General features: G+C 71.1%; 19 protein-coding genes. 7 read left to right on the forward strand and 12 right to left on the reverse strand.

Translation table 11 applies throughout. The annotated features are described in order from the left end of the window. Position 1: 1 nt before the first annotated feature. Both OG589_RS44415 and OG589_RS44420 read left to right on the forward strand, forming a co-directional pair. The gene (locus tag OG589_RS44415) at positions 2–1,150 is read left to right on the forward strand and encodes a thiolase domain-containing protein (protein ID WP_405144958.1); all 1,149 of its coding nucleotides are present in this window, start codon (positions 2–4) and stop codon (positions 1,148–1,150) included. A gap of 35 nt (positions 1,151–1,185) precedes the next feature. After that, entirely contained in the window at positions 1,186–2,775 is a 1,590-nt protein-coding gene (locus tag OG589_RS44420; RefSeq protein ID WP_405144959.1) for an acyl-CoA synthetase, read from the forward strand. Between the two features lie 20 nt (positions 2,776–2,795). On the opposite strand, the gene OG589_RS44425 is transcribed toward OG589_RS44420, so the two are convergent. Together OG589_RS44425 and OG589_RS44430 are read right to left on the reverse strand one after the other, a co-directional pair. After that, positions 2,796–3,434 (reverse strand): LysE family translocator, encoded by a 639-nt coding sequence (locus OG589_RS44425; protein ID WP_405144960.1) that lies wholly within the window; start codon positions 3,432–3,434, stop codon positions 2,796–2,798. Positions 3,435–3,604: 170 nt separating this feature from the next. Continuing rightward, the gene (locus tag OG589_RS44430; RefSeq protein ID WP_405144961.1) at positions 3,605–4,552 is read right to left on the reverse strand and encodes a LysR family transcriptional regulator; all 948 of its coding nucleotides are present in this window, start codon (positions 4,550–4,552) and stop codon (positions 3,605–3,607) included. 75 nt (positions 4,553–4,627) lie between these two features. Between OG589_RS44430 and OG589_RS44435 the strand changes: the two genes are divergently transcribed. Then, on the forward strand, positions 4,628–5,614 hold the full coding sequence (locus OG589_RS44435) for a threonine/serine dehydratase (RefSeq protein WP_405144962.1): 987 nt from the start codon (positions 4,628–4,630) through the stop codon (positions 5,612–5,614). A 425-nt stretch (positions 5,615–6,039) separates the two neighbouring features. Here OG589_RS44435 and OG589_RS44440 read toward each other — a convergent pair whose 3' ends face one another. From OG589_RS44440 to OG589_RS44450, 3 genes are all read right to left on the reverse strand, one after another. Continuing rightward, positions 6,040–6,708 (reverse strand): TetR/AcrR family transcriptional regulator, encoded by a 669-nt coding sequence (locus OG589_RS44440; RefSeq protein ID WP_405144963.1) that lies wholly within the window; start codon positions 6,706–6,708, stop codon positions 6,040–6,042. Between the two features lie 144 nt (positions 6,709–6,852). After that, positions 6,853–9,108 carry a YhgE/Pip family protein gene (locus tag OG589_RS44445; RefSeq protein ID WP_405144964.1) on the reverse strand — a complete coding sequence of 752 codons (2,256 nt, stop codon included), beginning with the start codon at positions 9,106–9,108 and terminating at the stop codon, positions 6,853–6,855. Further along, a complete protein-coding gene (locus OG589_RS44450) occupies positions 9,105–9,917 on the reverse strand; it encodes an ATP-binding cassette domain-containing protein (protein ID WP_405144965.1) in 813 nt (270 codons plus the stop codon). Before OG589_RS44450 ends, OG589_RS44445 begins: the two co-directional genes overlap by 4 nt. Before the next feature lie 336 nt (positions 9,918–10,253). Between OG589_RS44450 and OG589_RS44455 the strand changes: the two genes are divergently transcribed. Beyond that, complete coding sequence (locus OG589_RS44455) at positions 10,254–11,705, forward strand: RICIN domain-containing protein (RefSeq protein WP_405144966.1); 1,452 nt, start codon at positions 10,254–10,256, stop codon at positions 11,703–11,705. A 66-nt stretch (positions 11,706–11,771) separates the two neighbouring features. Continuing rightward, entirely contained in the window at positions 11,772–13,043 is a 1,272-nt protein-coding gene (locus OG589_RS44460; protein WP_405144967.1) for a pectate lyase, read from the forward strand. Between the two features lie 72 nt (positions 13,044–13,115). Here the strand turns inward: OG589_RS44460 and OG589_RS44465 are convergent, their stop codons facing one another. Beyond that, positions 13,116–14,456 carry a dipeptidase gene (locus OG589_RS44465; RefSeq protein WP_405144968.1) on the reverse strand — a complete coding sequence of 447 codons (1,341 nt, stop codon included), beginning with the start codon at positions 14,454–14,456 and terminating at the stop codon, positions 13,116–13,118. Positions 14,457–14,746: 290 nt separating this feature from the next. On the opposite strand from OG589_RS44465, the gene OG589_RS44470 reads away from it, so the two are divergent. Together OG589_RS44470 and ald are read left to right on the forward strand one after the other, a co-directional pair. Beyond that, positions 14,747–16,138, forward strand: a complete 1,392-nt coding sequence (locus tag OG589_RS44470) for an aspartate aminotransferase family protein (RefSeq protein ID WP_405144969.1) — start codon at positions 14,747–14,749, stop codon at positions 16,136–16,138. Between the two features lie 86 nt (positions 16,139–16,224). Next, positions 16,225–17,337, forward strand: coding sequence for an alanine dehydrogenase (gene ald / locus OG589_RS44475; RefSeq protein ID WP_405144970.1), 1,113 nt, complete (start codon positions 16,225–16,227; stop codon positions 17,335–17,337). A 35-nt stretch (positions 17,338–17,372) separates the two neighbouring features. On the opposite strand, the gene OG589_RS44480 is transcribed toward ald, so the two are convergent. The 6 genes from OG589_RS44480 to OG589_RS44505 form a co-directional block, all read right to left on the reverse strand. Continuing rightward, positions 17,373–18,797, reverse strand: coding sequence for a tetratricopeptide repeat protein (locus OG589_RS44480; protein ID WP_405144971.1), 1,425 nt, complete (start codon positions 18,795–18,797; stop codon positions 17,373–17,375). A 97-nt stretch (positions 18,798–18,894) separates the two neighbouring features. Beyond that, a complete protein-coding gene (locus OG589_RS44485) occupies positions 18,895–19,908 on the reverse strand; it encodes a sulfite exporter TauE/SafE family protein (RefSeq protein ID WP_405144972.1) in 1,014 nt (337 codons plus the stop codon). 196 nt (positions 19,909–20,104) lie between these two features. After that, positions 20,105–20,392: an SHOCT domain-containing protein gene (locus OG589_RS44490; protein ID WP_405144973.1), complete on the reverse strand. Its 288-nt coding sequence runs from the start codon at positions 20,390–20,392 to the stop codon at positions 20,105–20,107. Positions 20,393–20,529: 137 nt separating this feature from the next. Then, positions 20,530–21,129 carry an HD domain-containing protein gene (locus tag OG589_RS44495; RefSeq protein WP_405144974.1) on the reverse strand — a complete coding sequence of 200 codons (600 nt, stop codon included), beginning with the start codon at positions 21,127–21,129 and terminating at the stop codon, positions 20,530–20,532. Positions 21,130–21,193: 64 nt separating this feature from the next. Then, positions 21,194–21,841 carry a response regulator gene (locus tag OG589_RS44500; protein ID WP_405144975.1) on the reverse strand — a complete coding sequence of 216 codons (648 nt, stop codon included), beginning with the start codon at positions 21,839–21,841 and terminating at the stop codon, positions 21,194–21,196. After that, positions 21,838–22,998, reverse strand: coding sequence for a sensor histidine kinase (locus OG589_RS44505; RefSeq protein WP_405144976.1), 1,161 nt, complete (start codon positions 22,996–22,998; stop codon positions 21,838–21,840). The genes OG589_RS44500 and OG589_RS44505 overlap by 4 nt, the downstream gene beginning before the upstream one ends. Between the last annotated feature and the right edge of the window lie 125 nt (positions 22,999–23,123).

A 23,123-nucleotide genomic window follows, 5' to 3' on the forward strand; every position in this document is an offset into this window, starting at 1 on the left:
CATGGCAAACCGCTGCGCCGTCATCGGGGTCGGGCAGACCAAGTACCAGACGAAGCGCCGGGACGTCTCGATCGCCGGGCTGGTGCGCGAGGCCGCCCTGCGCGCCCTGGAAGACGCCGAGCTGACGTTCAAGGACATCGACGCGGTCGTCATCGGCAAGGCGCCCGACCTGTTCGAGGGCGTCATGATGCCCGAGGCGTACCTCGCGGACGCGCTCGGCGCCGCGGGCAAGCCGGTGACGCGCGTCCACACCGCCGGCAGCGTGGGCGGCTCGACCGGGCTGGTCGGGGCCTCGCTCATCCAGGGCGGCGTACACGACCGGGTGCTGGTGGTCGCGTTCGAGAAGCAGTCGGAGTCCAACGCGACGTGGGCGCTGTCGACGCACCTGCCGTTCAACGCCTCGCTGGTCGTGGGCGCGGGCGGGTACTTCGCCCCGCACATCCGCGAGTACATGCGGCGATCGGGCGCGCCCGGCCACATCGGCACGCTCGTCGCCGTCAAGGACCGGCGGAACGCGCTCAGGAACCCGTACGCGCACCTGAGGATCCCCGGCATCGACCGGGCGATGGTCGAGTCCACGCCGATGCTCTGGGAGCCGATCCGCTACCTGGAGACCTGCCCGTCCTCGGACGGCGCCTGCGCGATGGTGCTCGCGGCCGAGCACAAGGTGACGGGAACGCCCGCCTGGGTCCACGGCACGGCCATGCGCTCGGAGCCCATCTTCCGCGCGGACCGCGACACGGTGAACCCGCAGGGCGGCAAGGACTGCGCCGCCGACGTCTACCGCCAGGCCGGGATCACCGACCCCCGGCGGGAGATCGACGTCGCCGAGGTGTACGTGCCGTTCTCCTGGTACGAGCCGATGTGGCTGGAGAACCTCGGCTTCGCGGGGGAGGGCGAGGGCTGGAAGCTGACCGAGTCAGGGGCCACGGAGCTCGACGGGGACATCCCCTGGAACGCCTCGGGCGGCGTCCTCAGCTCCAACCCCATCGGCGCGTCGGGGCTGATCCGCTTCGCCGAGGCGGCGCTGCAGGTCAGAGGCCTCGCGGGGGAGCACCAGGTGGACGGGGCGCGCCGCGCGCTCGGTCACGCCTACGGCGGGGGCGCACAGTTCTTCGCGATGTGGATCGTCGGGAGTGACCGGCCGTGAGGGCCTTCCGCCACGACTTCTAAGGAGCGTCCCCGATGGAGTTCAACCACGCTGATCTGTTCGAGGGATTGGCCGACGCGATCGGGGACCGCGTGGCCGTCGTCTGCGGTGACATCCGCCTGACCTACGCCGAGCTTGAGGCGCACGCCAACCGCCTCGCGCACTTCCTGCGCGACCGGGGCGTCGGGCCGGGGCAGCACGTCGGCATCCATCTGTACAACGGCATCGAGTACATCGCCGGGTTACTGGCCACGCTGAAGATCAGGGCGGTGCCGGTCAACGTCAACTACAGGTACGTCGAGTCCGAGCTGCTCTACCTGTACACCGACTCCGACATCGTGGCCCTGCTGTTCGACGTGGAGTTCGACGACAGGGTGGCCGCCACCGCCCAGCGGTGTCCCAAGCTGGAGACCCTGGTCGCCGTCGGCGGCCCCTCGCGGGTCGAGGGCGCGGTGCCGTACGAGCAGGCCGTCGCCGGGCGGCCGGACGGGCGGGACGGCTTCCCCGCGCGGTCGGGCGACGACGTCTACATCATCTACACCGGCGGCACGACCGGCATGCCGAAGGGCGTCATGTGGCGCACCGAGGACCTGTTCATGGCCTTCGGCGGCGGCAACCCGTACGGGGAGCCGCACCGCGAGCCGGGGCAGGTCATCGAGACGGCGACGAGCACGGGGCCGATCGTCATGATGCCCGCCGCGCCGCTGATGCACGGAGCGGCGCAGATGGCCACGTTCATCGCGTGGTGGATGGGGTCGACCATCGTCTACACGCGCAAGTTCGACGCCCCGGAGGTGCTCCGCGCGGTGGAGCGCGAGAAGGTGCTCACCATCAACATCACCGGCGACGCGATGGCGCGCCCCCTCGCGGACGAGATCGCCGGCGGGTCGTACGACCTGTCGTCGCTGATGGTGCTGAGCTCGACCGGGGCCATCCTCACGGGCGCGGTACGCGACCGGCTGCAGGAGCTGCTGCCGAACGTGATGATCATCGACAGCTTCGGCTCGACGGAGTCCGGCTACACCGCCTCGGCCGTGGCGGGCTCGTCCCCGGAGTCCGGCCTGAAGTACCAGCCCAACGCGAGCTCCACGCTGGCGGTGCTGAACGACGCCCTGGAACCGGTGAAACCGGGGTCGGGGGAGATGGGAACCGTGGCCAAGGCGGGCAGCATCGCCTTCGGGTACTACAACGACCCCGGCAAGACGAACAGGACCTTCGTCACCGACGCCGAGGGGACGCGCTGGCTGCTCACCGGTGACCTCGCCAGGGTCGAGGACGACGGGACGATCCTGATCTTCGGGCGCGGCTCGCAGTGCGTCAACACCGGCGGCGAGAAGGTCTTCCCCGAGGAGGTCGAGGCCGTGCTCAAGGGCCACCCGGCCGTGTTCGACGCCGTCGTGACCGGCATCCCGGACGAGCGCTGGGGCAGCCGCGTGGCCGCCGTGGTCGAGCCCAGGGAGGGAGCCCGGCCCACGGCCGAGGAGCTGGACGCCCACTGCAGGGCGAGGCTGTCGGGGTACAAGGTGCCGCGCACGTACGCCTTCGTGGACCGCATGGTCCGCTCACCCGCCGGCAAGGCCGACTACCGCTGGGCGAAGGAGACCGCCCAGGCCGCGATGGACTGAATAGGTCACATGGCCCGCCGTCAGGCCTTGCGCGCGCCGTCCCCGGCGAAGGCGGCTACGGCGCCGAGGCCGATGTAGACGAGCCCGCTGGCGATGTCGAGCCGCCTGGAGGCCCTCGGGGAGCGGCGCAGGCGGCCGGCGAGGGCGGCGGACAGCAGGGCGTAGCTGCCGTCGCTCGCCATGCCGAGCGCGATCCAGATCAGGCCGAGCACCACGATCTGGCCCGCGACCGGGCCGAGCGCGGGGTCGACGAACTGCGGCAGGAAGGCCAGGAAGAAGATCGCCGTCTTGGGGTTGAGCACGTTGACCACGAAGCCCTCCCCGAACAGCCTCGGCCCGGACACCGGCGCGACCTCCTTGGCGAGGTCGCCGGTACGGGAGAAGAGCTTGCGCAGGCCGAGGTACACGAGGTAAGCCGCTCCGAGGTACTTGACCAGGGCGAACGCCGTGGCCGAGGCCGCGAGCAGCGCGCTGACGCCGAGGGCGGCGGCGGCCACGTGGACCACCGAGCCCGCGTGGATGCCGGCCACGGAGACCAGCCCGGCCGTACGTCCCTGCGCCACGCTCCGCGTCACGATGTAGACGACGGCGGGGCCGGGCACGAGCAGCAGCGCGAGGGTCGCAGCGGCGAATATCGCGAGCGTTGTGATGGGTGGCATGCCGCTGATAGTAGGAAACGCCTGGTAACGCGGTCCATCGTATTTCACACAGGTGAACAGCGGCCCGTCTCGCGGTGGAGGAGGCCCTCTGCGGGGTACCTGTGGCCTGTTTCGGAGCCGAAGGTGACCCAGATTTCACGACACGCCGCGCGGAATCGTGAGTGGCCCGGTCATGTGAAGCGGGGGCGCCCCGGTGTCGTGGGTTTGGCGGTCTCGGCGAGGGCGCGGACCAGGGCGGAGGTCGCGGGCGGATCGGGGGGCTCTCCGTAGGTGGCGGCGAAGACGTGCCTGGTGGAGCCCGCGAGCTCGCTGACCTCTACGCCGGCGTGGCGATGCGCGGACAGCGCGAGCCGGGGGAGCACGGTCACCCCCAGCCCGGCCGCGACCATCGCCTGCACGGCCACGTAGTCGTCGGTCGTGAACGCGATCGCGGGCTCGAACCCCACCCGCGCGCACAGCTCCAGGAGGTGGATGCGGCACCGGTCGCATCCCGCGATCCACTTGGATCCGGCGTGTGACGCGAGCGTGCCCGCCGTGGGCGTCGCCGACGAGGTGACCAGGAAGCTCGGATCCTCGAACAGGGCGGTCAGGCGGACCCCCTTGTCCTCAGGCTTGTCCTCGGGTGTCGCTCCGGCGTAGCGAAGCCCGTCGTCGTGCGGGCTCCCGGCGTAGTGGAAGGTCACCGCGACGTCCACCTGGCCCGCGCGGAGCATGCCGAGCGCCTCGGGCGGCTCCGCCTCGATGAGCCGCAGGTCCAGCCCAGGGTGCTCGTTCGCGAGCCGTACGGCCGCCGCCGGCACGAAGGTGCCGAGCGCCGAGGGGAACGCGGCGAGACGGACCCTGCCGGTGCGCAGCCCGACGTGCGCGGCCAGCTCGGCGGAGGCGGAGTCGAGCCGCCCGATGATCTCGGCGGCCCGGTCGGCGAGGAGCCTGCCCGCGTCGGTCAGCCGGATGCCGCGCCCCGCCCGCTGGACGAGCTTCGCCCCCGTCTCAGCTTCCAGCCGGGCCAGATGGTGGCTCACCGAGGGCTGGGAGTAGTGCAGCTCCCTGGCCGCCGCCGTCACCGAGCCGTGCCTGGCCACGGCATCGAGGACGCGCAGCCGCAGGACATCGAGCATCCATCAACCATATCTATGGAACATGGCGTGTGTTGGCATTGGACCTATGGATGGCGGTGCCCGAGCGTGGTACCCGTGCATACGACATCGCCATCCATCACCGACGTCCTCGACGCCGCGCGGCTGATCGGTCCTCACCTGCCGGAGACGCCCATGTGGTCGTATCCGGTGCTGGACGAGCGGCTGGGCGTCGAAACGCTTGTCAAGCATGAGAACGCACAGCCCACCGGCGCGTTCAAGGTGCGCGGAGGGATCAACCTGCTCGCCCGCATGCCGAAGGAGCAGCGGGTGGCGGGCGTGCTGACGTACTCCACCGGCAACCACGCCCAGTCGATCGCGTACGCGGCCCGCATCTTCGGCGCGCCCTGCACGATCGTGATGCCCGAGAACCCGAATCCGGCCAAGGTCGCGGCGGTGGAGGCACTCGGCGCGACCGTGGAGATCAAGGGAGCCACCATGGTCGAGGCGGGCGAGTACGCGGTCACGCTCGCCGCCGGCCGGGGGAACCGCCTGATCAGCCCAGCCGAAGAGCCCGGCCTGATCGCCGGGGTCGGCACGCTGTACCTGGAGATGCTGACCCGGCGGCCGGACCTCGACGTGATCTTCGTCCCGGTGGGATCGGGTACGGGCGCGGCGGGCGCCTGCCTGGTCGCAAGGGCGATCGCACCCCGGTGCCGGGTGATCGCCGTACAGTCGTCGCTGGCCCCGGCCGCGCACGACTCGTGGCGGGCGGGCGAGCCGGTCAGGCGGCCGGTCGGGACGGTGGCGGACGGGCTCGCCACCGGTTCGGCCTTCGCGCTGCCCCAGGCGATCATGCGGGAGCTGGACGATTTCGCGCTGGTCAGCGACGACGATCTCCGCCTCGCCCAGTGGCTGCTGCTCTCGGAGGCGCACACCCTCAGCGAGTTGGCGGGCGCCGCCGCCCTGGCCGCTCTGATCAGCCGGAAGGACGAGTTCGCGGGATGCAAGGTCGGGGTGGTCTGCAGCGGTGCCAACGCCGGTCCGGCCGAACTCCAGCACGTGCTCTCCGCGGGCCCTTCGTTGACCGCCGGCCACGGCTGATCCTCAGCCGGGGCTCTTCGTTGACTGGGCGTGGGTGCGGTTGTGTCGTTCCCTCCCGGCACTCGCTTGATCGGGGCACCCGCCTGCTTCCCACCCAACACCGCCCCACGGCGGACCGGTGACCGCACGACCGACGCCCCTCCGTCCCAGCGAACCCGACCGCGAGGAGCGTTCCCACCGTGAGAAGCGTTCCGCCGTATGGGGAGCGTTCCGCCGTATGGGGAGCGTTCCGCCGTATGGGGAGCGTTCCCGCCGTGAGAAGCGTTCCGCCGTATGGGGAGCGTTCCGGCCGTGGGGAGCGTTCCGCCGTATGGGGAGCGTTCCGGCCGTGGGGACTCCGTGGCGAGGGTCCGTCGTTCACCACCAGCGCCGAAGGTATGCGGCGTTGGGCCGGGCGGCGTCTCGGTACTACCTGGGGCTCGGTACTACCTGGGGGTGTTCGTGCCGGCGATGCGGCCGTGGATGAGGTCGGCGAGGGTGGCGTGGACCTCGGTGAGGGGGCGCTCGGGGTGGAGTGCCCGGCGCTCGATCGAGACCGTGAGGACCATGCCGAACACCGCCGTCGCCGCCGTCTCCACGTCGAGATCCGCGCGCAGCTGCCCCGCGTCGACCGCCTCCCGCAACACGTCGGCGTACACCCCGAGCGCCTGCCTGCGGAGCCGTGCCACCGCGTCCTCCCAGGTGGTGCGCCACATCTCCGCCAGCAGCACGCGGGCGAAGGCCCCGTACTCCTCGAAGAAGCGAAGCTGCGCCATCACCACCGCGTCAAGCCGCTGAAGCGGCGCGGACGGCGGGTTGAGGGTGAGGGCTCGGCCGGAGGAGGACAGGTTCCGCCCTGTGTCACCGGCCGCCTCGCTCGGGGGCGGAGGCTCGGTGGTGAGGGCTTCGTTGAGGGTGTCGGCGAGGCGCTGGATGCCGTGGTCCAGGAGGGCGACGAACAGGCCGTCCTTGCTGCCGAAGTTGTAGAAGACCGTGCCCTTGGCCACCCCGGCGCGGTCGGCGATCGCGTCGACCGTGGTGGCGGTGTAGCCCTGCTCGGCGATGAGCTCCACCGCTGCCATGTAGAGCTTGAGCCGGGTCTCCATCTTGCTCATATCAACGGCTCCGACGTGCTCATATCAACGGCTCCGACGTGCTCATATCAACGGCTTCGGCTCGCTCACAACGACGATGGCTCTGGTTTGAGCACGTCGACAGCTCCCACTTGGTTCTGGCGAGCTTGGTCACGTCGACGGCAGTCATAGGGAGAGTTCTGGGTGGAGGCGGCGTAGGGACCAGGTTCTGCCACGGTGGACGGCGAGCACCGTGAGGGTCAGGCCGAGGGCGGTGAAGGCGGTGAGCACGCCGCAAGCCTGCCACACCACGGCCGCGTCGCCGCCGCTGATCAACCGGCGGAGCGCCCGCACGACCCAGCTCATCGGCAGCCAGGGTGAGATCGCCTGGAAGAACCCGGGTGAGGTCTCGATCGGATAGGTGCCCGCCGCCGAGGTGAGCTGAAGCATGAGCAGCGCGAGCACGAGCACCCGCCCGGGCGGCCCCACGAGCGCGTTGACGGCCTGGACGATCGCGAGGAAGGCCGTGACCGTGAGCGCCAGCAGGCCGATCATGCCCGCCCAGTTCGCCGCGTCGAGCCCGAGGCCGAACCGGAGGACGCCCAGCAGCACGGCCACCTGCAGGACGCCCATGGTGACACCCGGCAGCCAGCCTGCCATCGCGATGCGCCAGGCCGGGGCCGAACCCGCGAGCAGGCGAGGGTTCAGCGGGCGCAGGACCATGTACGTCACCATGGCACCGACCCACAGCGCCAGCGGGACGAAGAACGGGGCGAAGCCCGTGCCGTAGTTCGGCACGCTGTTGTCGACCTCGCTGTCCAGCCTGACGGGATCGCTCATCATGCCGGTGCGGCTGTCGCGCTCGGAGGTCGTGTAGTCGGGGATCCGTCCGGCTCCGTCGCTGAGTCCGCTTGCCAGGTTCTCGGAGCCGTCGGCAAGCTTCACCAGGCCGTGGTCCAGCCTGCCGGCCCCCGCGTGCAACTTGCCGATGCCGCTGTCGAGCCGCCCCGCGCCCTGGCCGAGCGCCGCGAGACCTCCACTGAGCTGGTCGGCGCCGGTGCTGAGACCGGCGAGGCCCGAACCGAGCCGGCCCGTGGCACGCACGGCGCTGCCGGTGCCCTGGCTGAGCTTCGCCGAGCCGTCGGCGAGCTGCTTGAGGCCGCTGTCGAGCCGGTTGAACTCGTCACGCGCGGCGTCGAGCCTCGCGCCCAGCTTGGGCGCGGCGGCGGCTAGCTCCCGCGCGGCCTCCGCGACCGCGCGCGCGTCCCGCCGGAGGTCGTCGATGGCCGCGCTACGCGCCTGGACGCGGTCCTGGAGGCGACCGGCCGAGTCCGAGAGCGAGCGGGCCGAGTCGGCGGCCCTGCCGAGCAGCGAGCGCAGCTCGGGGTCGGCGTCGGGGTGGTCGTCCAGCCAGGCCTCCACCGCGCGCAGGTCACGCTGGGCCCGGGCCGCGTCTCCGCCGACCTCGGCCGGGAGGTCGCCGAGCCCTTCGGCGATGAGGTCGGCGCCCCTGGCCACGGCCAGCGCGGCCTGCCGGATCTTCTGACCGTTCTCCGTGAGGATCGGCGCGTACTTGTCGGCCGCTCCGTTGATCGTGCCGGAGTAGGCGTGCACCTGCTTGTACGCCTGGGCGTTGCCGGTGGCGAGCTTCGCGGCGCCTCGGTCGAGCTCGGCCAGCCCCTGGCGCAGGGTCGCCACGCCGTGCTCGGCCGTGGCGAGGCCTCCGGCGAGCCGCGCCGCGCCGCCCTGGGCCGTGGCCGCGCCCGTGGCGAGGCGGTGGGTGCCCTTCTGGGCGTCGCCGAGCCCGTCGTCGAGCGTGGCGGCGCCCTCGCTGGCGGCCGCCGCGCCGTCGCTCAGCTTGCCGGCTCCCTTGGCGGCCTTGGCCGTGGCGTCGTGGAGGTCGCCGAAGGACAGGAAGACGCGGTCGAGGTAGTCGCGGATCGCACTGCGGCCGGCCGCCTCCTTGACCTCGGAGAACACCGCGTCGGAGATCGTGCGCATGATGTAGCTGCGGCCGGTGTCGACCCGCACGCCCAGCCGCGCCGCCGTGGGCGTGCCGCCGCCGTCGGGGGAGGCGAGGCTCGCGCTGAAGTCAGCGGGGATGGTCAGGGACAGGTAGTAGGTGCCGTCCCGCACACCCTGGTCGGCCTGGCGGGCGTCGACCTGGTGCCAGGCGAAGACCCTGCGGTCGCGCAGCTCGGTGGCGAGCTCCTCGCCCGCGTCGAGGGTCTTGCCGCCTACCGTCACGGGCCGGTCGGCGACGACCAGGGCGACGGGGATCCTGTCGAGGTTTCCCTGGGGATCCCAGAACGACCAGAGGTAGAGCCCGGCGTAGAGGAGCGGCAGCAGCACGACGGCGGCCAGCGCGGCCCGCGTCAGGCGCGACCGGGTGAACCGGCGCAGCTCAAGCCCCCCGAGCCGGAAGGGAAGCGGCTTCCTCACGACGACTCCTTGTCGGTCTCGACCACCGCCACCTCGGCCGCCGCTTCCGTAGCCGCCACCGCCATCTCGGGCGCATCTTCCGGAGTCACCACCGCGATCTCGGCCGGGGTGCCGTTCGGGAGGGGCGGCGGGACCGGCTCCGGGGGTGGTTCGGCGGGGGTGGAGGTCAGGGGGATCACGGTGTCGGCGTCGTGGGGTGGTTCGGTGGCGGAGGCGACCACGGTGAGGCCTTGGCGGGACAGCGCGCGCAGCGTCGACACCAGGCCGGCACGTTGATCTTCGCGCAGGCCGTCGTCGAGGTCGTCGACCAGCAGGATCTCGGGCTCGTCGAGCAGGGCCAGGGCGATGCCGAGGCGCATCCGCTGATCGCGGCCGAGGTGGCGTACCAGAGTGCGGTCGGCGTGGGGCAGGCCGGACACGTCGAGCCCGGCCCGGGCCAGCGCGCCCTCGGCGGCGTGGCCGTCACGGCGGCGGAGGGCGTGGGGCCGGAGCCGCTCGTGGATGTGGTCGCGGACGGAGAGCGCGTCGTCGAGATCGTTGACGCCGTCGAACAGCCCGAGCGCGGTGACGCGCCGGATGCGGCGAGCCCTGGTGTGGCCGGCGGCCATCAGCGTGCCCCCGGTGGGGCGCATGCGCCCGCCGAGCGTCAGCAGGAGGCTCGTGCGGCCGCTGCCGGACTCGCCGGCGATGACGGTGACGCCGCGCCCGGGGATGTCGAGGTCGACGTCTCGATAGACCCAGCCGTGCCCGCCCTTGAGTGACAGCCCGGTCGCGAGGATCGCCCGCGCCTCCTGGCCCTCGCCTGGCATCGCTTCGCACTCCTCGCCGCTTTGAACTGACCGGTCAGTGCAAGAACCTATCACTGCCGCCGAGTGCGCGAGTCCATGGGCGATCGGAATGCCCCAGGGCCGCCATTGGCGACGAGGGGTGAATGTTTCATCGCGTTCACATACATGAAATGCATCCGCTTATGGGAAATCGCCGACGGCGCAGGTAGAAGCCATCGAGCGCCCACCAGGAAAGAGTGAATGTTTCGTCCGGGTCACCAGCGCCATTGACAGCCGTTGGCGTTGTTCTACCTTTAGCTCGTTCGGTTACATGTATGGCGTCCACATATATGAACCGCGAGTCAAAGGAGTGTGGTCGTGAACGTGATCGTGAGTAGAAGCAGGGCTCTGGTTGTGCTGGTGGCGGCCGGGGTGGCGCTGGCGGGGGTGGTGGTGAGCGGGGTGTCGGCTGCTGCGGCGCCGACGTCGGGTTCGTTCGCCCTGGTCAACGCGGGTAGTGGTCTGTGCCTGGATGTTCCGGGCGGGAGTACGGCCGATGGTACGCAGCTGGTGCAGTACGGGTGCAACGGCGGGGCGAACCAGAGCTGGACGGTTACCTCGGTCAGCGGTGGGGTGACGCTGAAGGCGGGTAACAGCGGTAAGTGCGCTGGGGTCAGGGGCGCGAGCACGTCGGCGGGTGCGGCGGTCGAGCTGCAGAGCTGCTCGGGTGCTTCCTCGCAGGCCTGGGTGCTGACGGCGTCGGGGTCGAGTTATCGGGTGGTGAGTGCCAACGGTGGTAAGTGCCTGAACATCAAGGACAACTCCACCGCCTCCGGTGGCCTGGTGCAGCAGAACTCCTGCGACTCGGTCAGCACCAAGCAGTGGACCCTCAACCCCACGGGATCCAACCCCACCACGACGCCCACCCCCACCCCGACGATCACGCCCACGCCGCCGCCCGGTAACGCGAACGGCCTGGTCGGCTGGGCCACCCAGGGCGGCGGCACCACCGGCGGCGGAAACGCCACCCCGACCACGGTGACCACCGCCTCCGCCCTGACCAGCGCGCTGTCCGCCGGCGGCACCGCGGTGATCCGCGTCTCCGGGACGATCTCCTGCTCCGGGATGCTCAAGGTGACGTCGAACAAGAGCGTGCTCGGCAACGCCGGCGCCACGATCGTCGGCTGCGGGCTCAATGTGACCGAGGCGTCCAACGTGATCATCCGCAACCTGACCTTCAGGGACTGGGACGACGACGCCATCAACGTCCAGTACTCCACCCGGGTGTGGATCGACCACAACACCCTCAGCAACGGTTACGACGGAGCGATCGACATCAAGCGCGCCAGCGACTACGTCACCGTCTCCTGGAACCGCACCTTCAACCACGACAAGACCATGCTGCTGGGCCACAGCGACGGCAACGGGTCCGAGGACAACGGCCACCTGCGGGTGACCTACCACCACAACTTCTTCGACGGCACCAACCAGCGGCACCCGCGGGTGCGCTTCGGCAACCCGGTGCACGTCTACAACAACTACTACGCCAACGTCGGCTCCGGCGGCGGGTACGGCGTCGCCTCCACGGAAGGCGCCGGCGTCCTGGTCGAGGGCAACTACTTCGAGAACACCCCGGACCCGTTCCACCGCGGTGAGGCCTCCTCGTCCGCCGGGAACCTGGTCGCGCGCAACAACTTCTTCGTGAACTCCGGAGCCGGGGACGCCGGAGGCAGCGTCGCCTCCATCCCCTACTCCTACACGCTCGACACCCCGTCGAACGTCAAGTCGATCGTCAGCGGCGGCGCGGGCGCGGGCAAGATCAGCGTCTGACGCGCACGCGGTGACCCCGATGAACAGGCCGGGACCGCGAGGTCCCGGGAGCCGAGGAGCGTGGTCGTGAACGTGATCGTGAGTAGAAGCAGGGCTCTGGTTGTGCTGGTGGCGGCCGGGGTGGCGCTGGCGGGGGTGGTGGTGAGCGGGGTGTCGGCTGCTGCGGCGCCGACGTCGGGTTCGTTCGCCCTGGTCAACGCGGGTAGTGGTCTGTGCCTGGATGTTCCGGGCGGGAGTACGGCCGATGGTACGCAGCTGGTGCAGTACGGGTGCAACGGCGGGGCGAACCAGAGCTGGACGGTTACCTCGGTCAGCGGTGGGGTGACGCTGAAGGCGGGTAACAGCGGTAAGTGCGCTGGGGTCAGGGGCGCGAGCACGTCGGCGGGTGCGGCGGTCGAGCTGCAGAGTTGCTCGGGTGCTTCCTCGCAGGCCTGGGTGCTGACGGCGTCGGGGTCGAGCTATCGGGTGGTGAGTGCCAACGGTGGTAAGTGCCTGAACATCAAGGACAACTCCACCGCCTCCGGTGGCCTGGTGCAGCAGAACTCCTGCGACTCGGTCAGCACCAAGCAGTGGACCCTCAACCCCACGGGATCCAACCCGACCTCCACACCGACGAGCACCCCGACCACGACCCCGACCGGCTCGCCAGGATCGTGGCCGAGCGCCAACGGCCAGCAGGCCGTGAGCAGCACCATCGGCGTCTCCGGCACCCTCGACGGCAACCTGAGGCGCTACTACGCCACGGGGAACATGGGCGACGGCGGCCAGAGCGAGAGCCAGCTGCCCATCTTCGAGCTGGCGAACGGCGCGGTGCTGAAGAACGTCATCATCGGCGCCCCGGCGGCGGACGGCGTCCACTGCCTGGGCACCTGCACGCTCCAGAACGTCTGGTGGGAGGACGTGGGCGAGGACGCCGCGACCTTCATGGGAACCTCGTCGTCGCAGACGATGACCATCGACGGCGGCGGCGCCAGGAGCGCCACGGACAAGGTGTTCCAGCACAACGGCCCGGGCACGATGTTCATCAGGAGCTTCCAGGTCTCTGACTTCGGGAAGCTCTACCGAGCCTGCGGCAACTGTACGAACTCGTACAAGCGGGACGTGGTCATCTCCAACGTCACCGCCACCTACCCGGGCAAGACCCTGGCCGGGATCAACACCAACTGGGGCGACACCGCGAGGTTCTCCAACATCACGATCGTCGGTGACTCCGGCAAGAAGATCGTGATCTGCGAGAAGTACAAGGGCGTGCCCAAGGGCAGCGAGCCGACGAAGATCGGCAGCGGCGCCGACGGCACCAACTGCTTCTACTCCTCGTCGGACATCACCTACAGGTAACCCCCGAAAGAGCCCCCGTGCCGGCGGCACGGGGGCTTCTGGCCGGACTCATGCTCCGGGATCGGGAACCGGTCAGACGGCGCCGTACTCGGCCAGGAACAGGGCCTCGGCGGTGGCCGCGCGCCGGAGCTCTTCGAGGACGAGCCGCTCGTTCGGCGCGTGGATCGACGCGCCGTCGTCCTCGGCGCCGAACAGCAGGATCTCGGCGGCGGGGAACTGCCTGACCAGGGTCGCCACCAGCGGGATGGAGCCGCCCGCGCCGATGTCGCGCGGCGCGCGGCCGAACGCGCGCTCCATCGCGCGGTTCAGCGCGGCCCTCGCGCGGCCACCGGTGTCGGCGAGGTAGCCGGAGCCGAGCACCCGGTCGGTCACCGAGACCCGCACGCCCCACGGCGCGGCCCGGCGCAGGTGGTCCACCACGTCGTCGGCGGCCGTGCCCGGGTCGCCCGCCGGGGGGACCCGGACGGTGACGCGGGCCCGTGCCACGGCCTGGACGGCGTTGATCGCGCCGTGGACGGTCGGCGCGTCGATGCCGGTGACCGTGATCGCGTACGAGGCCCACAGGCGGTCGGCCAGCGAGCCGGAACCGACCAGGGACACGCCGTCGAGCACCCCGGCGGTGGCGCGGAACTCCTCGTCGGAGGGGCCGGTGCCGAGGAAGACGCCGCGCGGCAGGCCGGGGACCCGGATGTCGCCGTTGTCGTCGTGCAGCGAGGCGAGCATGCGGATCAGCGCCGCCAGGGCGTCGGGGCCGGCGCCGCCGAACGAGCCGCTGTGCAGCGACTCCTTCAGGGACCTGACCTCGACGGTGAACGCGGCGAGGCCGCGCAGGGACGTCGTCACGGCCGCGTCGCCCACGCTGGGGTTGCCGGTGTCGGCGACGACGATCGCGTCGGCGCGGAACAGCTCGGGGTTCTTCTCGACGAACGCTTCGAGGCGCTCGCCGGCGTACTCCTCCTGGCCCTCGATGACGACCTTGATGCCCACGGGGAAGCGGCCCTGGAAGGCCCGCAGCGCGAGGACGTGCGCGATGACGCCCGACTTGTCGTCGGCGGCGCCCCGGCCGTACAGCTCTCCGTCGATCAGGGTGGGCTCGAACGGGGGAGTGCGCCACAGCGCGAGGTCGCCGGCGGGCTGCACGTCGTAGTGCGCGTACAGGAGCACGGTGGGTGCTCCGGGAGGCGCGGGGGACTCGCCGTAGATCGCGGGGAAGCTGCCCTCGACGGGGATCTGCCGGACGTGCGGCAGCCCCACGCTGCGCAACAGCTCCTCGGTCATCGCGGCGGCCGCGTACACCGGCTCCTCCGGGTGACCGGGGAAGGCGACCGACGGGATGGAGACGAGCCGCCTCAGCTCGTCCACCGCCCGGGGCATCTCGGCGGTGACGGCGCTCTCGATTTGCTCAGGTGTCACGACTATCTGTTCCCCGCATCGGCTGTGTTCTGATTCGACACATTGCATCACAGGCGTGGCACCGACCGTGCCACCAGCGGAGAACGGCGCTGTCACAGGCGTTCCCCGCCGTCTCCGGGGGCTGCGGGGAAGGGCGGTAAGCCCGACACCCCCAAACGGATTTCGTCGTTGTTACATAGCGATATCACGGATTCCGAAGTTCTTGCATAGTGTCGCCACGCAACCAGTTGTAATCCTCCATGTGGAACATGCACACTGAGGACAGTCGAGATCACTGAGGAAAGATAGCCATGACGCGACCTGAAACCGACACGGCCGCCGTCCTGAGGGCAGCGCAGGACAACCTGTGGATGCACTTCACCCGGCACAGCTCCTACGACGCCGGCGAGGTCCCGACGATCGTGCGGGGCGACGGTGCCCATATCTACGACATCCACGGCAAGCGCTACCTGGACGGCCTGTCCGGCCTGTTCGTCGTGCAGGCGGGCCACGGGCGCACCGAGCTCGCCGAGGCCGCCGCCAAGCAGGCCCAGGAGCTCGCCTTCTTCCCCCTGTGGTCCTACGCGCACCCGAAGGCCGCCGAGCTGGCCCAGCGGCTCGCCGAGCTCACCCCCGGTGACCTGAACCGTGTGTTCTTCACCACAGGCGGCGGCGAGGCGGTCGAGTCGGCCTGGAAGCTCGCCAAGCAGTTCTTCAAGCTCACCGGCAAGCCGGGCAAGCACAAGGTCATCAGCCGCGCGATCGCCTACCACGGCACCCCGCAGGGCGCCCTGTCGATCACCGGCATCCCGGCCTTCAAGCAGCCCTTCGAGCCGCTCGTGCCGGGCTCGGTGCGCGTGCCGAACACCAACTACTACCGCGCCGACGAGATCACCGGCTTCGCCGACCTGACTCCCGAGCAGTTCGGGCGGTGGGCCGCCGACCAGGTCGGCAAGGCGATCGAGATGGAGGGCGCCGACAGCGTCGCGGCCGTCTTCGTCGAGCCGGTGCAGAACGCCGGAGGCTGCTTCCCGCCGCCGCCCGGATACTTCCAGCGCCTGCGCGAGATCTGCGACCAGCACGACGTGCTCCTGGTCTCCGACGAGGTCATCTGCGCCTTCGGCCGCCTCGGCACGATGTTCGGCGGGCAGAAGTTCGACTACGTGCCCGACATCATCACCTGCGCCAAGGGCCTGACCAGCGGTTACTCGCCGATCGGCGCCATGATCGCCTCCGAGCGGCTGTTCGAGCCGTTCAGCACGGGCGCCAACTCCTTCTCCCACGGCTACACCTTCGGCGGGCACCCGGTGTCGGCGGCGGTCGCGCTGGCCAACCTCGACCTGTTCGAGCGTGAAGACCTCCTCGGCCACGTCCAGAAGAACGAGCCCGTCTTCCGCGGCACGCTGGAGAAGCTGCTCGACCTGCCGATCGTCGGCGACGTGCGCGGCGCCGGCTACTTCTACGGCATCGAGCTGGTCAAGGACAAGGCGACCAAGGAGACCTTCAACGACGAGGAGTCCGAGCGCCTGCTGCGCGGCTTCCTCTCACAGGCCCTGTACGAGTCGGGTCTGTACTGCCGGGCCGACGACCGCGGAGACCCCGTCGTCCAGCTCGCGCCGCCGCTCATCTGCGGCCCCGAGGAGTTCGACCAGATCGAGTCGATCCTCCGTTCCGTCCTCACCGAAGCCTGGAACCGCCTGTAGGTTCCCTACGGTCCCGGTGCCCGCGTTTGTGCTGGTAGGGGCACGTCCGCATACCATCACTCGAGCCATTCGGAAAGGATTCCGCGATGAAGATCGGCGTGCCCGCCGAGGTGAAGAACCACGAGTACCGCGTCGCCGCCACTCCGGCGGGCGTGCACGAGTTCGTCCGCCACGGCCATGACGTCCATGTCCAGCGTGGCGCGGGCCTCGGCTCGCAGATCCCCGACGAGGACTACCTCTTCGCCGGGGCGAAGATCGTCGACACCGCGGACGAGGTGTGGGGCGAGGCCGACCTGGTCCTGAAGGTCAAGGAGCCCATCGCCGAGGAGTACCACCGGATGCGCGAGGGGCAGGTGCTGTTCACCTACCTGCACCTCGCCGCGTCCCGCGCGTGCACCGACGCGCTCCTCGACCGCAAGGTCACCGCCATCGCGTACGAGACCGTGCAGGTGGGCAACTCCCTGCCCCTGCTGGCCCCGATGTCGGAGGTGGCCGGACGGCTGGCGCCGCAGGTGGGCGCGTACAACCTCATGCGCTTCAACGGCGGCCGGGGCGTGCTGCCGGGCGGAGTGCCGGGCGTCGCCCCCGCGAAGATCGTCGTCATCGGCGGCGGCGTCTCCGGCCTGAACGCAGCGCAGATCGCGGTGGGCATGGGCGCCGACGTCACGATCCTCGACGTCAACATCGACAGGCTCCGCCAGATCGACGCGATCTACCAGGGCCGTCTCAAGACCATCGTCTCCACGCGGTACGCCATCGAGCAGGCCGTCGTGGAGGCCGACCTGGTCATCGGCGCCGTCCTCATCCCCGGTGCCAAGGCTCCGACCCTGGTGTCCAACGAGCTGGTCTCCCGCATGAAGCCGGGGTCGGTGCTGGTCGACATCGCCATCGACCAGGGCGGCTGCTTCGAGGACTCCCGGCCGACCACGCACGCCGAGCCCACCTACAAGGTGCACGACTCGGTCTTCTACTGCGTGGCCAACATGCCGGGGTCGGTGGCCAACACCTCGACGTACGCGCTGACCAACGCGACGCTGCCGTACGCGGTCAAGCTCGCCGACCTCGGCTGGCAGGAGGCGCTGCGCGGCGACGCCCCGCTCGCGCTCGGCCTCAACACCCACGCGGGGCAGCTCACCTACGAGCAGGTCGCCCAGGCCCACGGCCTGCCGTTCGCGCGGGTCGCCGACCTGCTCGGCTAGGCCCCGACGACATCACCCGCAAAGCGCCCCGGCCTTCATGACAGGCCGAGGCGCTTGCGGAGCTGCCGCGAGGTGGCGAGCACGTGCTCGATCTCGGCCGGGGTCGGCCAGGGGGCGGTGCCCGGCCTCAGCAGGGTCATGCGCACCGAGCTGAGGTGCTCGACGGCCGCCGCGTGCAGGCCGCTCTTCTCGGTCAGCCAGGCGACCACGTCGATGGGCTCCCTGAGCCGCCGGGTGAGAAGGTCCCAGGTGCCGAGGATCTCGGTCAGGTCGGCCATGCGCAGCATGGTGCCGCCCCGCCTGCCCGCCGCCGCGACGGCCAGCTCGGCGCGGGCCACCAGCTCGGGCTCCACTGGGCGGTCCCACACCGGCGCCACCTGGTCGGCCGTCCACCGCGGGGCCTCCGCGGGCCGGGCGCCGATGACCGACTGCAGGGTGCTCAGCTCCGTGGCCGCGCCCTGGTGCCCGTACATGGCGGCCTGGCGGAACCAGTGCTGCCCGCCCCGCAGGTCGTTGTGCTCGGCGATCAGGAGCAGGCCGAAGTTGTAGGCCGACTCGGGGTCGCCGCTGGCCGCCGCGCGCCCGAACCAGTGGCTGGCCGCGCGGGGGTCCTCCAGCTCGACGCAGACGAATCCCGCCATGCGCTGGTCCTCGACCCTGCCGAAGTGGGCGGCGCGCTCGAACCAGGCGCGGGCGGTACGCAGGTCACGGCGCGCGAGTGCGAGCCTGCCGAGCTGCGAGGCGGCGGCCGGGTGGTCGACCTTGGCCGCGAGGCGGTAGAGCGTCTCCGCGCCCTCAGGGTCGCGGTCGGCGTGCAGCAGCCGCCCGAGGTAGTACGCGGCGTCGGCGTGCCCGCCCCTGGCGGCGTACTCCCACCAGCCGCGCGCCTGCGCCTCGTCGCCCGTGGCGTAGCTCATGAAGGCGAGATCGTGCGCGGAGGCGAGGTCTCCCGCCGAGGCAGCGCGGTGGTGCCAGTCGCGGGCGGCGACGGGGTCGCCGATGTCCTCGCAGAGCAGGGCCAGCCTGCGGGTGGCCGGACGCGACCCGGCGCCCGCGGCGCTCTCGAACCAGTGGCGCGCGCCGAGGACGTCCCCCCGCTGCTCCAGCAGCAGGGTGGCGAGGTTGACGGCCGCCTCGGCGTCCCCGGCGCCGGCGGCGAGCTCGTACCAGGAGATGGCCTCGTCGAGGCTGCCGTGTTTCTCGTGCCAGACGCCGAGGTTGTAGGTGCTGTCGATGTTCCCGGCTCCCGCCGCCCGCTCCCACCAGTGGCGTGCCGCCGACCGGTCGCCGCGCTGGGCGTACAGGCGGCCGAGCCGGTGCGCGGCCCCCGAGTCGCCCGCCTGGGCGGCGCTCAGGAGGTCGGCCTCGCTGGGTTCCCGGAGTGACGCTTCGGGCGCACGGGGCATCGGCACGGCGGGCCACGCGACCGCCGCCTCCGGTTCACCATGCCACCACGTCATGGGGGACAGAGTCGCACGTGATCAAAAGAGATGGAACATAATCGACAGCTTCTTGCCGTCCGGCGGAACGCGTTTGACCCGGCCGCCACCAGGGATGTCAGTGCCCAGGCTCGGTGGTCGCAGCAGAGGGCGCCGGTTGACTTACGTTGATAAATCCGGCATACATCCCCATCCCGCATACATAGCGGAGCCTCCCGGGGCCCTGCGGCGCGAGCCGTACGGTCGCTTCGCCGGTCACGGGGAGTGTGATGTCGCGGCCCTGGATCGTCAGCGTGCGGGTGCATCCCTGGTTGTCCAGGGTGCGGAAGACGATCTCCGCGGGCCGGCCCGCCTCGATGGAGACCACGCCGGGACGGTAGCCCTCGGCCGTCGACCAGACGGTGACGACCTGGGTGCCGTCCGGGCGCCTCTGGGCACCGGCCGTCGCGGTCGCGGGAGCGCCGAGATCGGGCAGCCACCCGCCGAGCCGCAGGCCCGCGAGCACGGTGACCGACCCGGCCACGAGCGCCGCCGCCGCGGCGATGACCGCCAGCCTCGTCGAGGCGATGCGGCGGACCAGCACGCCGAGCAGGGCGAACGCCGGAGCCGTGCCCGTCACGAAACCGGCCATGACCGCCGCGCCGCCGAACCAGGATGCGCTGGAGACGGCGATGACCTCGGTGCTGAGCGTGACCCCGCAGGGGATGAGGACGGTGGCGGCTCCCAGCAGCCCCGCCCTCATCCAGGGCGCCGGGCGCGCGAGGCCCCCTCCCGGTGGCGAAGGCGCCGGCGCGTGGTGGGAGGAGCAGGACGCGGCCCGGCCGGTGTTCCTGATGAGCCGGACGGCGAAGACGATCACGGCGGTGCCCGCCCCCACAAGGAGCACCGCCCGCGCCTCCGGCGGGATGCGCACGACGCCGCCCAGCAGGCCGAGCAGCGCCCCCACCACCATGTGGGAGGCGAGCCGCCCCCCGATGAACGCCGGCACCACCGGGCCGGCCGACCGGCGCTCCCCGCCGTCACGGCGGCCGGTGAGGCCGATGAGGAGTCCTCCCTGCACCGCCGTGCACGAGGCGGTGCCCGCCACCAGCCCGGCGGCGAGCCCCCCGGCGAAGAGCGCGGCGGGCGTCACGCTCGGCGGACCCGGGTCGCTCCGGCTCCACCCGGTCGTACGCTCGGCTCCACGCGATCCTCCTCCGTAAGTGTCTCCTCGCGGAACGTAACGGAGAGGGCCGCCGGTGGCCAGTGACACTTCGCTAACCGCCGCTCCTTTTTCCGTCATGACCTGCCACGACGGAGTTTTCTCGCGGACCACGGGGGCGGCGGCCTCAGCCGGAGCCTCCCTTCAGGACCGACAGGCGCTCGAAGTACTCGTCGTGGTCGAGTTCGCCGCGCGCGTACCGCTCGGCGAGGATCTTCTCCGCCGACGCCGTCGACGAGCCGCCCGCCGTGAAGCCCCCACCTGCCCACGGGACCGTACGGCCCGCGCCACCGAACGGACCCCAGCCGTTCCTGCGGGCACGGAAGACGAGCACCGCCATGGTGACCCAGAACAGGGTCCAGAAGATCGGGATGACCGGCCACCATGGCCCGGGTCCCCAGTGTGCGTAAGGCATTCGCCCCTCCTAGCTGGTCGGATGCCCTCCACACTCCTCTTCGCCGGCGCGCCTGCCATCGCCCCCGCGGCGCGTCCCGCGCTACCTCACCGGTGGGCACGCGTCCCGTACGCGCTACTTCCAGCGTCGTAGGAGGGTCATGCCAGATCGAGCGGGTTGGCGGCGATGTGGCCGGCGATCCCGCTACGCACCGCCTGAGCGGCGGAGCCGTCCGGCTTGCGCTCCGCCTGGTCGCGGAAGCACGCGAGGAACTCGTCGCCGAGCGACAGGCGGGGATGCCGCCGGAGCACCTCGGCGATGAACTCGGCGGGCCAGGCCTCCGGCCGCCGCCCGGAGATGTCCAGGCTGGTGGCCAGCGCCAGCAGGTGCCCCTCGGGATCCTGCGACACGTCTACTTCATCCCACATGTGCCGCACGATCACTTCGGAGGCCCGTGTACGCCGCTCGGCCGGCCAGCCGGCCGCCGCGCAGAAGACCCACGCGACGTGGCCCCCCGCCTCCTCGAACGGCACCGTGTGGCTGTCGAACTCCCTGACCAGGCCGATGTCGTGCAGCAGCGCCGACACGTACAACAGCTCGGCGTCGAACCCGATGCCGTTCAGCGCGCCGTAGGAGACGCTCCACAGGTAGGAGCGCACGGAGTGGTTCAGCAGGGCGGGGGAGCAGTAGGCGGTGGCGACCTCCAGCGCCGCGCGGGCGGCGGAGGAATCGGGGAGCACGATGTCGTCGAGTCTCATGCCGCCAGCCTGCCGCCTCCGCCCTTATGCGGACAAAAACGCCACGCCAAGCGGGTGCGGAGGGTCAGAGCCAGCCGGGTTTGACCAGGCCGGACTCGTAGGCGATGACGACGAGCTGGGCCCGGTCGCGGGCGTGGAGCTTCATCATGGCCCGGCTCACGTGGGTCTTCGCCGTGGCGGGCGCCATGAACAGCTCCGCGGCGATCTCGTCGTTGGTCATCCCGGCGGCGACCAGGGTGAGGACCTCGCGCTCGCGGTCGGTGAGCTGGTCGAGCCCCGCCGTGACGTGCGGCTCCTTCGCCCGGGAGGCGTACTCGGCGATCAGCCGCCGGGTCACGCTGGGGGACAGCAGCGCCTCGCCCACCGCGACCACGCGCACGGCCTGGATCAGCTCGGCGGGCTCGGTGTCCTTGACCAGGAAGCCGCTGGCCCCGCCCCTGAGCGCCTCGAAGACGTACTCGTCCAGCTCGAAGGTGGTGAGGATGATGACCTTGATGTCGCCGGGCATCTTCCGCGTCGCGGTGAGGCCGTCCATCCCCGGCATGCGGATGTCCATCAGCACCACGTCCGGCCGGTGCTCCTCGGCCAGCCTGACGGCCTCGGCGCCGTCTGCGGCCTCGGCCACCACCGTCATGCCGTCCTGGGCGTCGAGCAGGGCGCGGAAGCCCGCCCGCACGAGAGCCTGGTCGTCCGCCAGCAGGATCTTGATCACTCGGTTTCCTCAGGGGACTCGGTGCCCTCGACGGGCGGTATCGGAAGGCGGGCCTCGACGAGGAAGCCCGCCTGGTGGGCGCGCGCGGTGAGCGAGCCGCCGAGCGCGGTGGCGCGCTCGCGCATCCCGGGGATGCCGTTGCCGCCGCCCTCGCCGGTCAGCGGGCTCGGCCCCGTCGCGCCGCTGTCGGCGACGCGGACGCACAGCTCCTCCGGGCCGTACATGATCGTCACCGTGGCGCGCGAGCCGGGCGCGTGCTTGGTGACGTTGGTGAGCGACTCCTGGATGATCCGGTAGGTGGCCCGCTCGACCCCGGGCGGCAGCGGCCGGGGAGCCCCCTCGGTCTCCCTGGTGACGTCCAGCCCGGTGCGCTCGATCAGCTCGTCGAGCTGGCCGAGGCCCGCCGCGGGCGAGCGGGGGGCGCCGTCGCGGAGTACGCCGAGCACCGCCCGCATCTCGGTGAGCACGTCCTTACTCGCCTGCTTGATGGTCGCGAGGGCCGTGCGCGCCTGCTCGGGATGCTCGTCGATGAGGTGGAGGGCCGTGGACGCCTGGACGTGTATGAGCGAGATGCTGTGCCCGAGCACGTCGTGCAGCTCCTGCGCCATGTTCAGGCGCTCCTCGCTCGCCTGCCGCCTGGCCTCCTCCTCCTCGACCCGCTCGCGCTCCACGCGCTGCTCGCGCCGGGCGCGGGCCATCTCGGCCCCGGTGAGCACGACCAGGATGATCGCTCCGACGCTCGCGTGGTGCAGCCACCCCTGGGGTCTCGGCAGAAGCCAGGTGGCGTAGGCGGCGAAGAAGAGGAACAGGGAGCCGCCCGCGGCCCACGCGGCCCTGCGATGCCCGGTCAGGACCGCGTTGAAGATCGCGATGATGGGGCTGATGAACACGGGTCCGTACGCGAAAGCCGAGTAGATGTAGACGCAGGTCGCCACGATCGCCACCCACAGCGTGGCCACGGGGTGGGCGCGGCGCGCGACCAGCGCGAGCGGCCCCACCGTGAGCAGCGCGAACCCGATGGGGTCGAGCGGGACGCGCGTGCTGGGGTCCGCAGGGTCGACCTGGGCCCTCTGCGCGGCCATCGAACCCCAGACCTGACCCATGCCCACCAGCAACGGGAGCGTGGAGTCGAACCAGTGGGATCGTTTCGTGCGCACGCGGAAACGGTACGTCAGCGCGCTGACCAGCGCATCGTCCCAGCGTGGCAGTGCCGCCTACGATCCCCGGCGTACCGCCGCGCCGCCGCGTGGACCCTGCGTTACACTCTGGTCACTTCATGTCA

Origin of the sequence: Sphaerisporangium sp. NBC_01403, from assembly GCF_045040145.1 — a bacterium.
Lineage (GTDB): Bacteria > Actinomycetota > Actinomycetes > Streptosporangiales > Streptosporangiaceae > Sphaerisporangium > Sphaerisporangium viridialbum.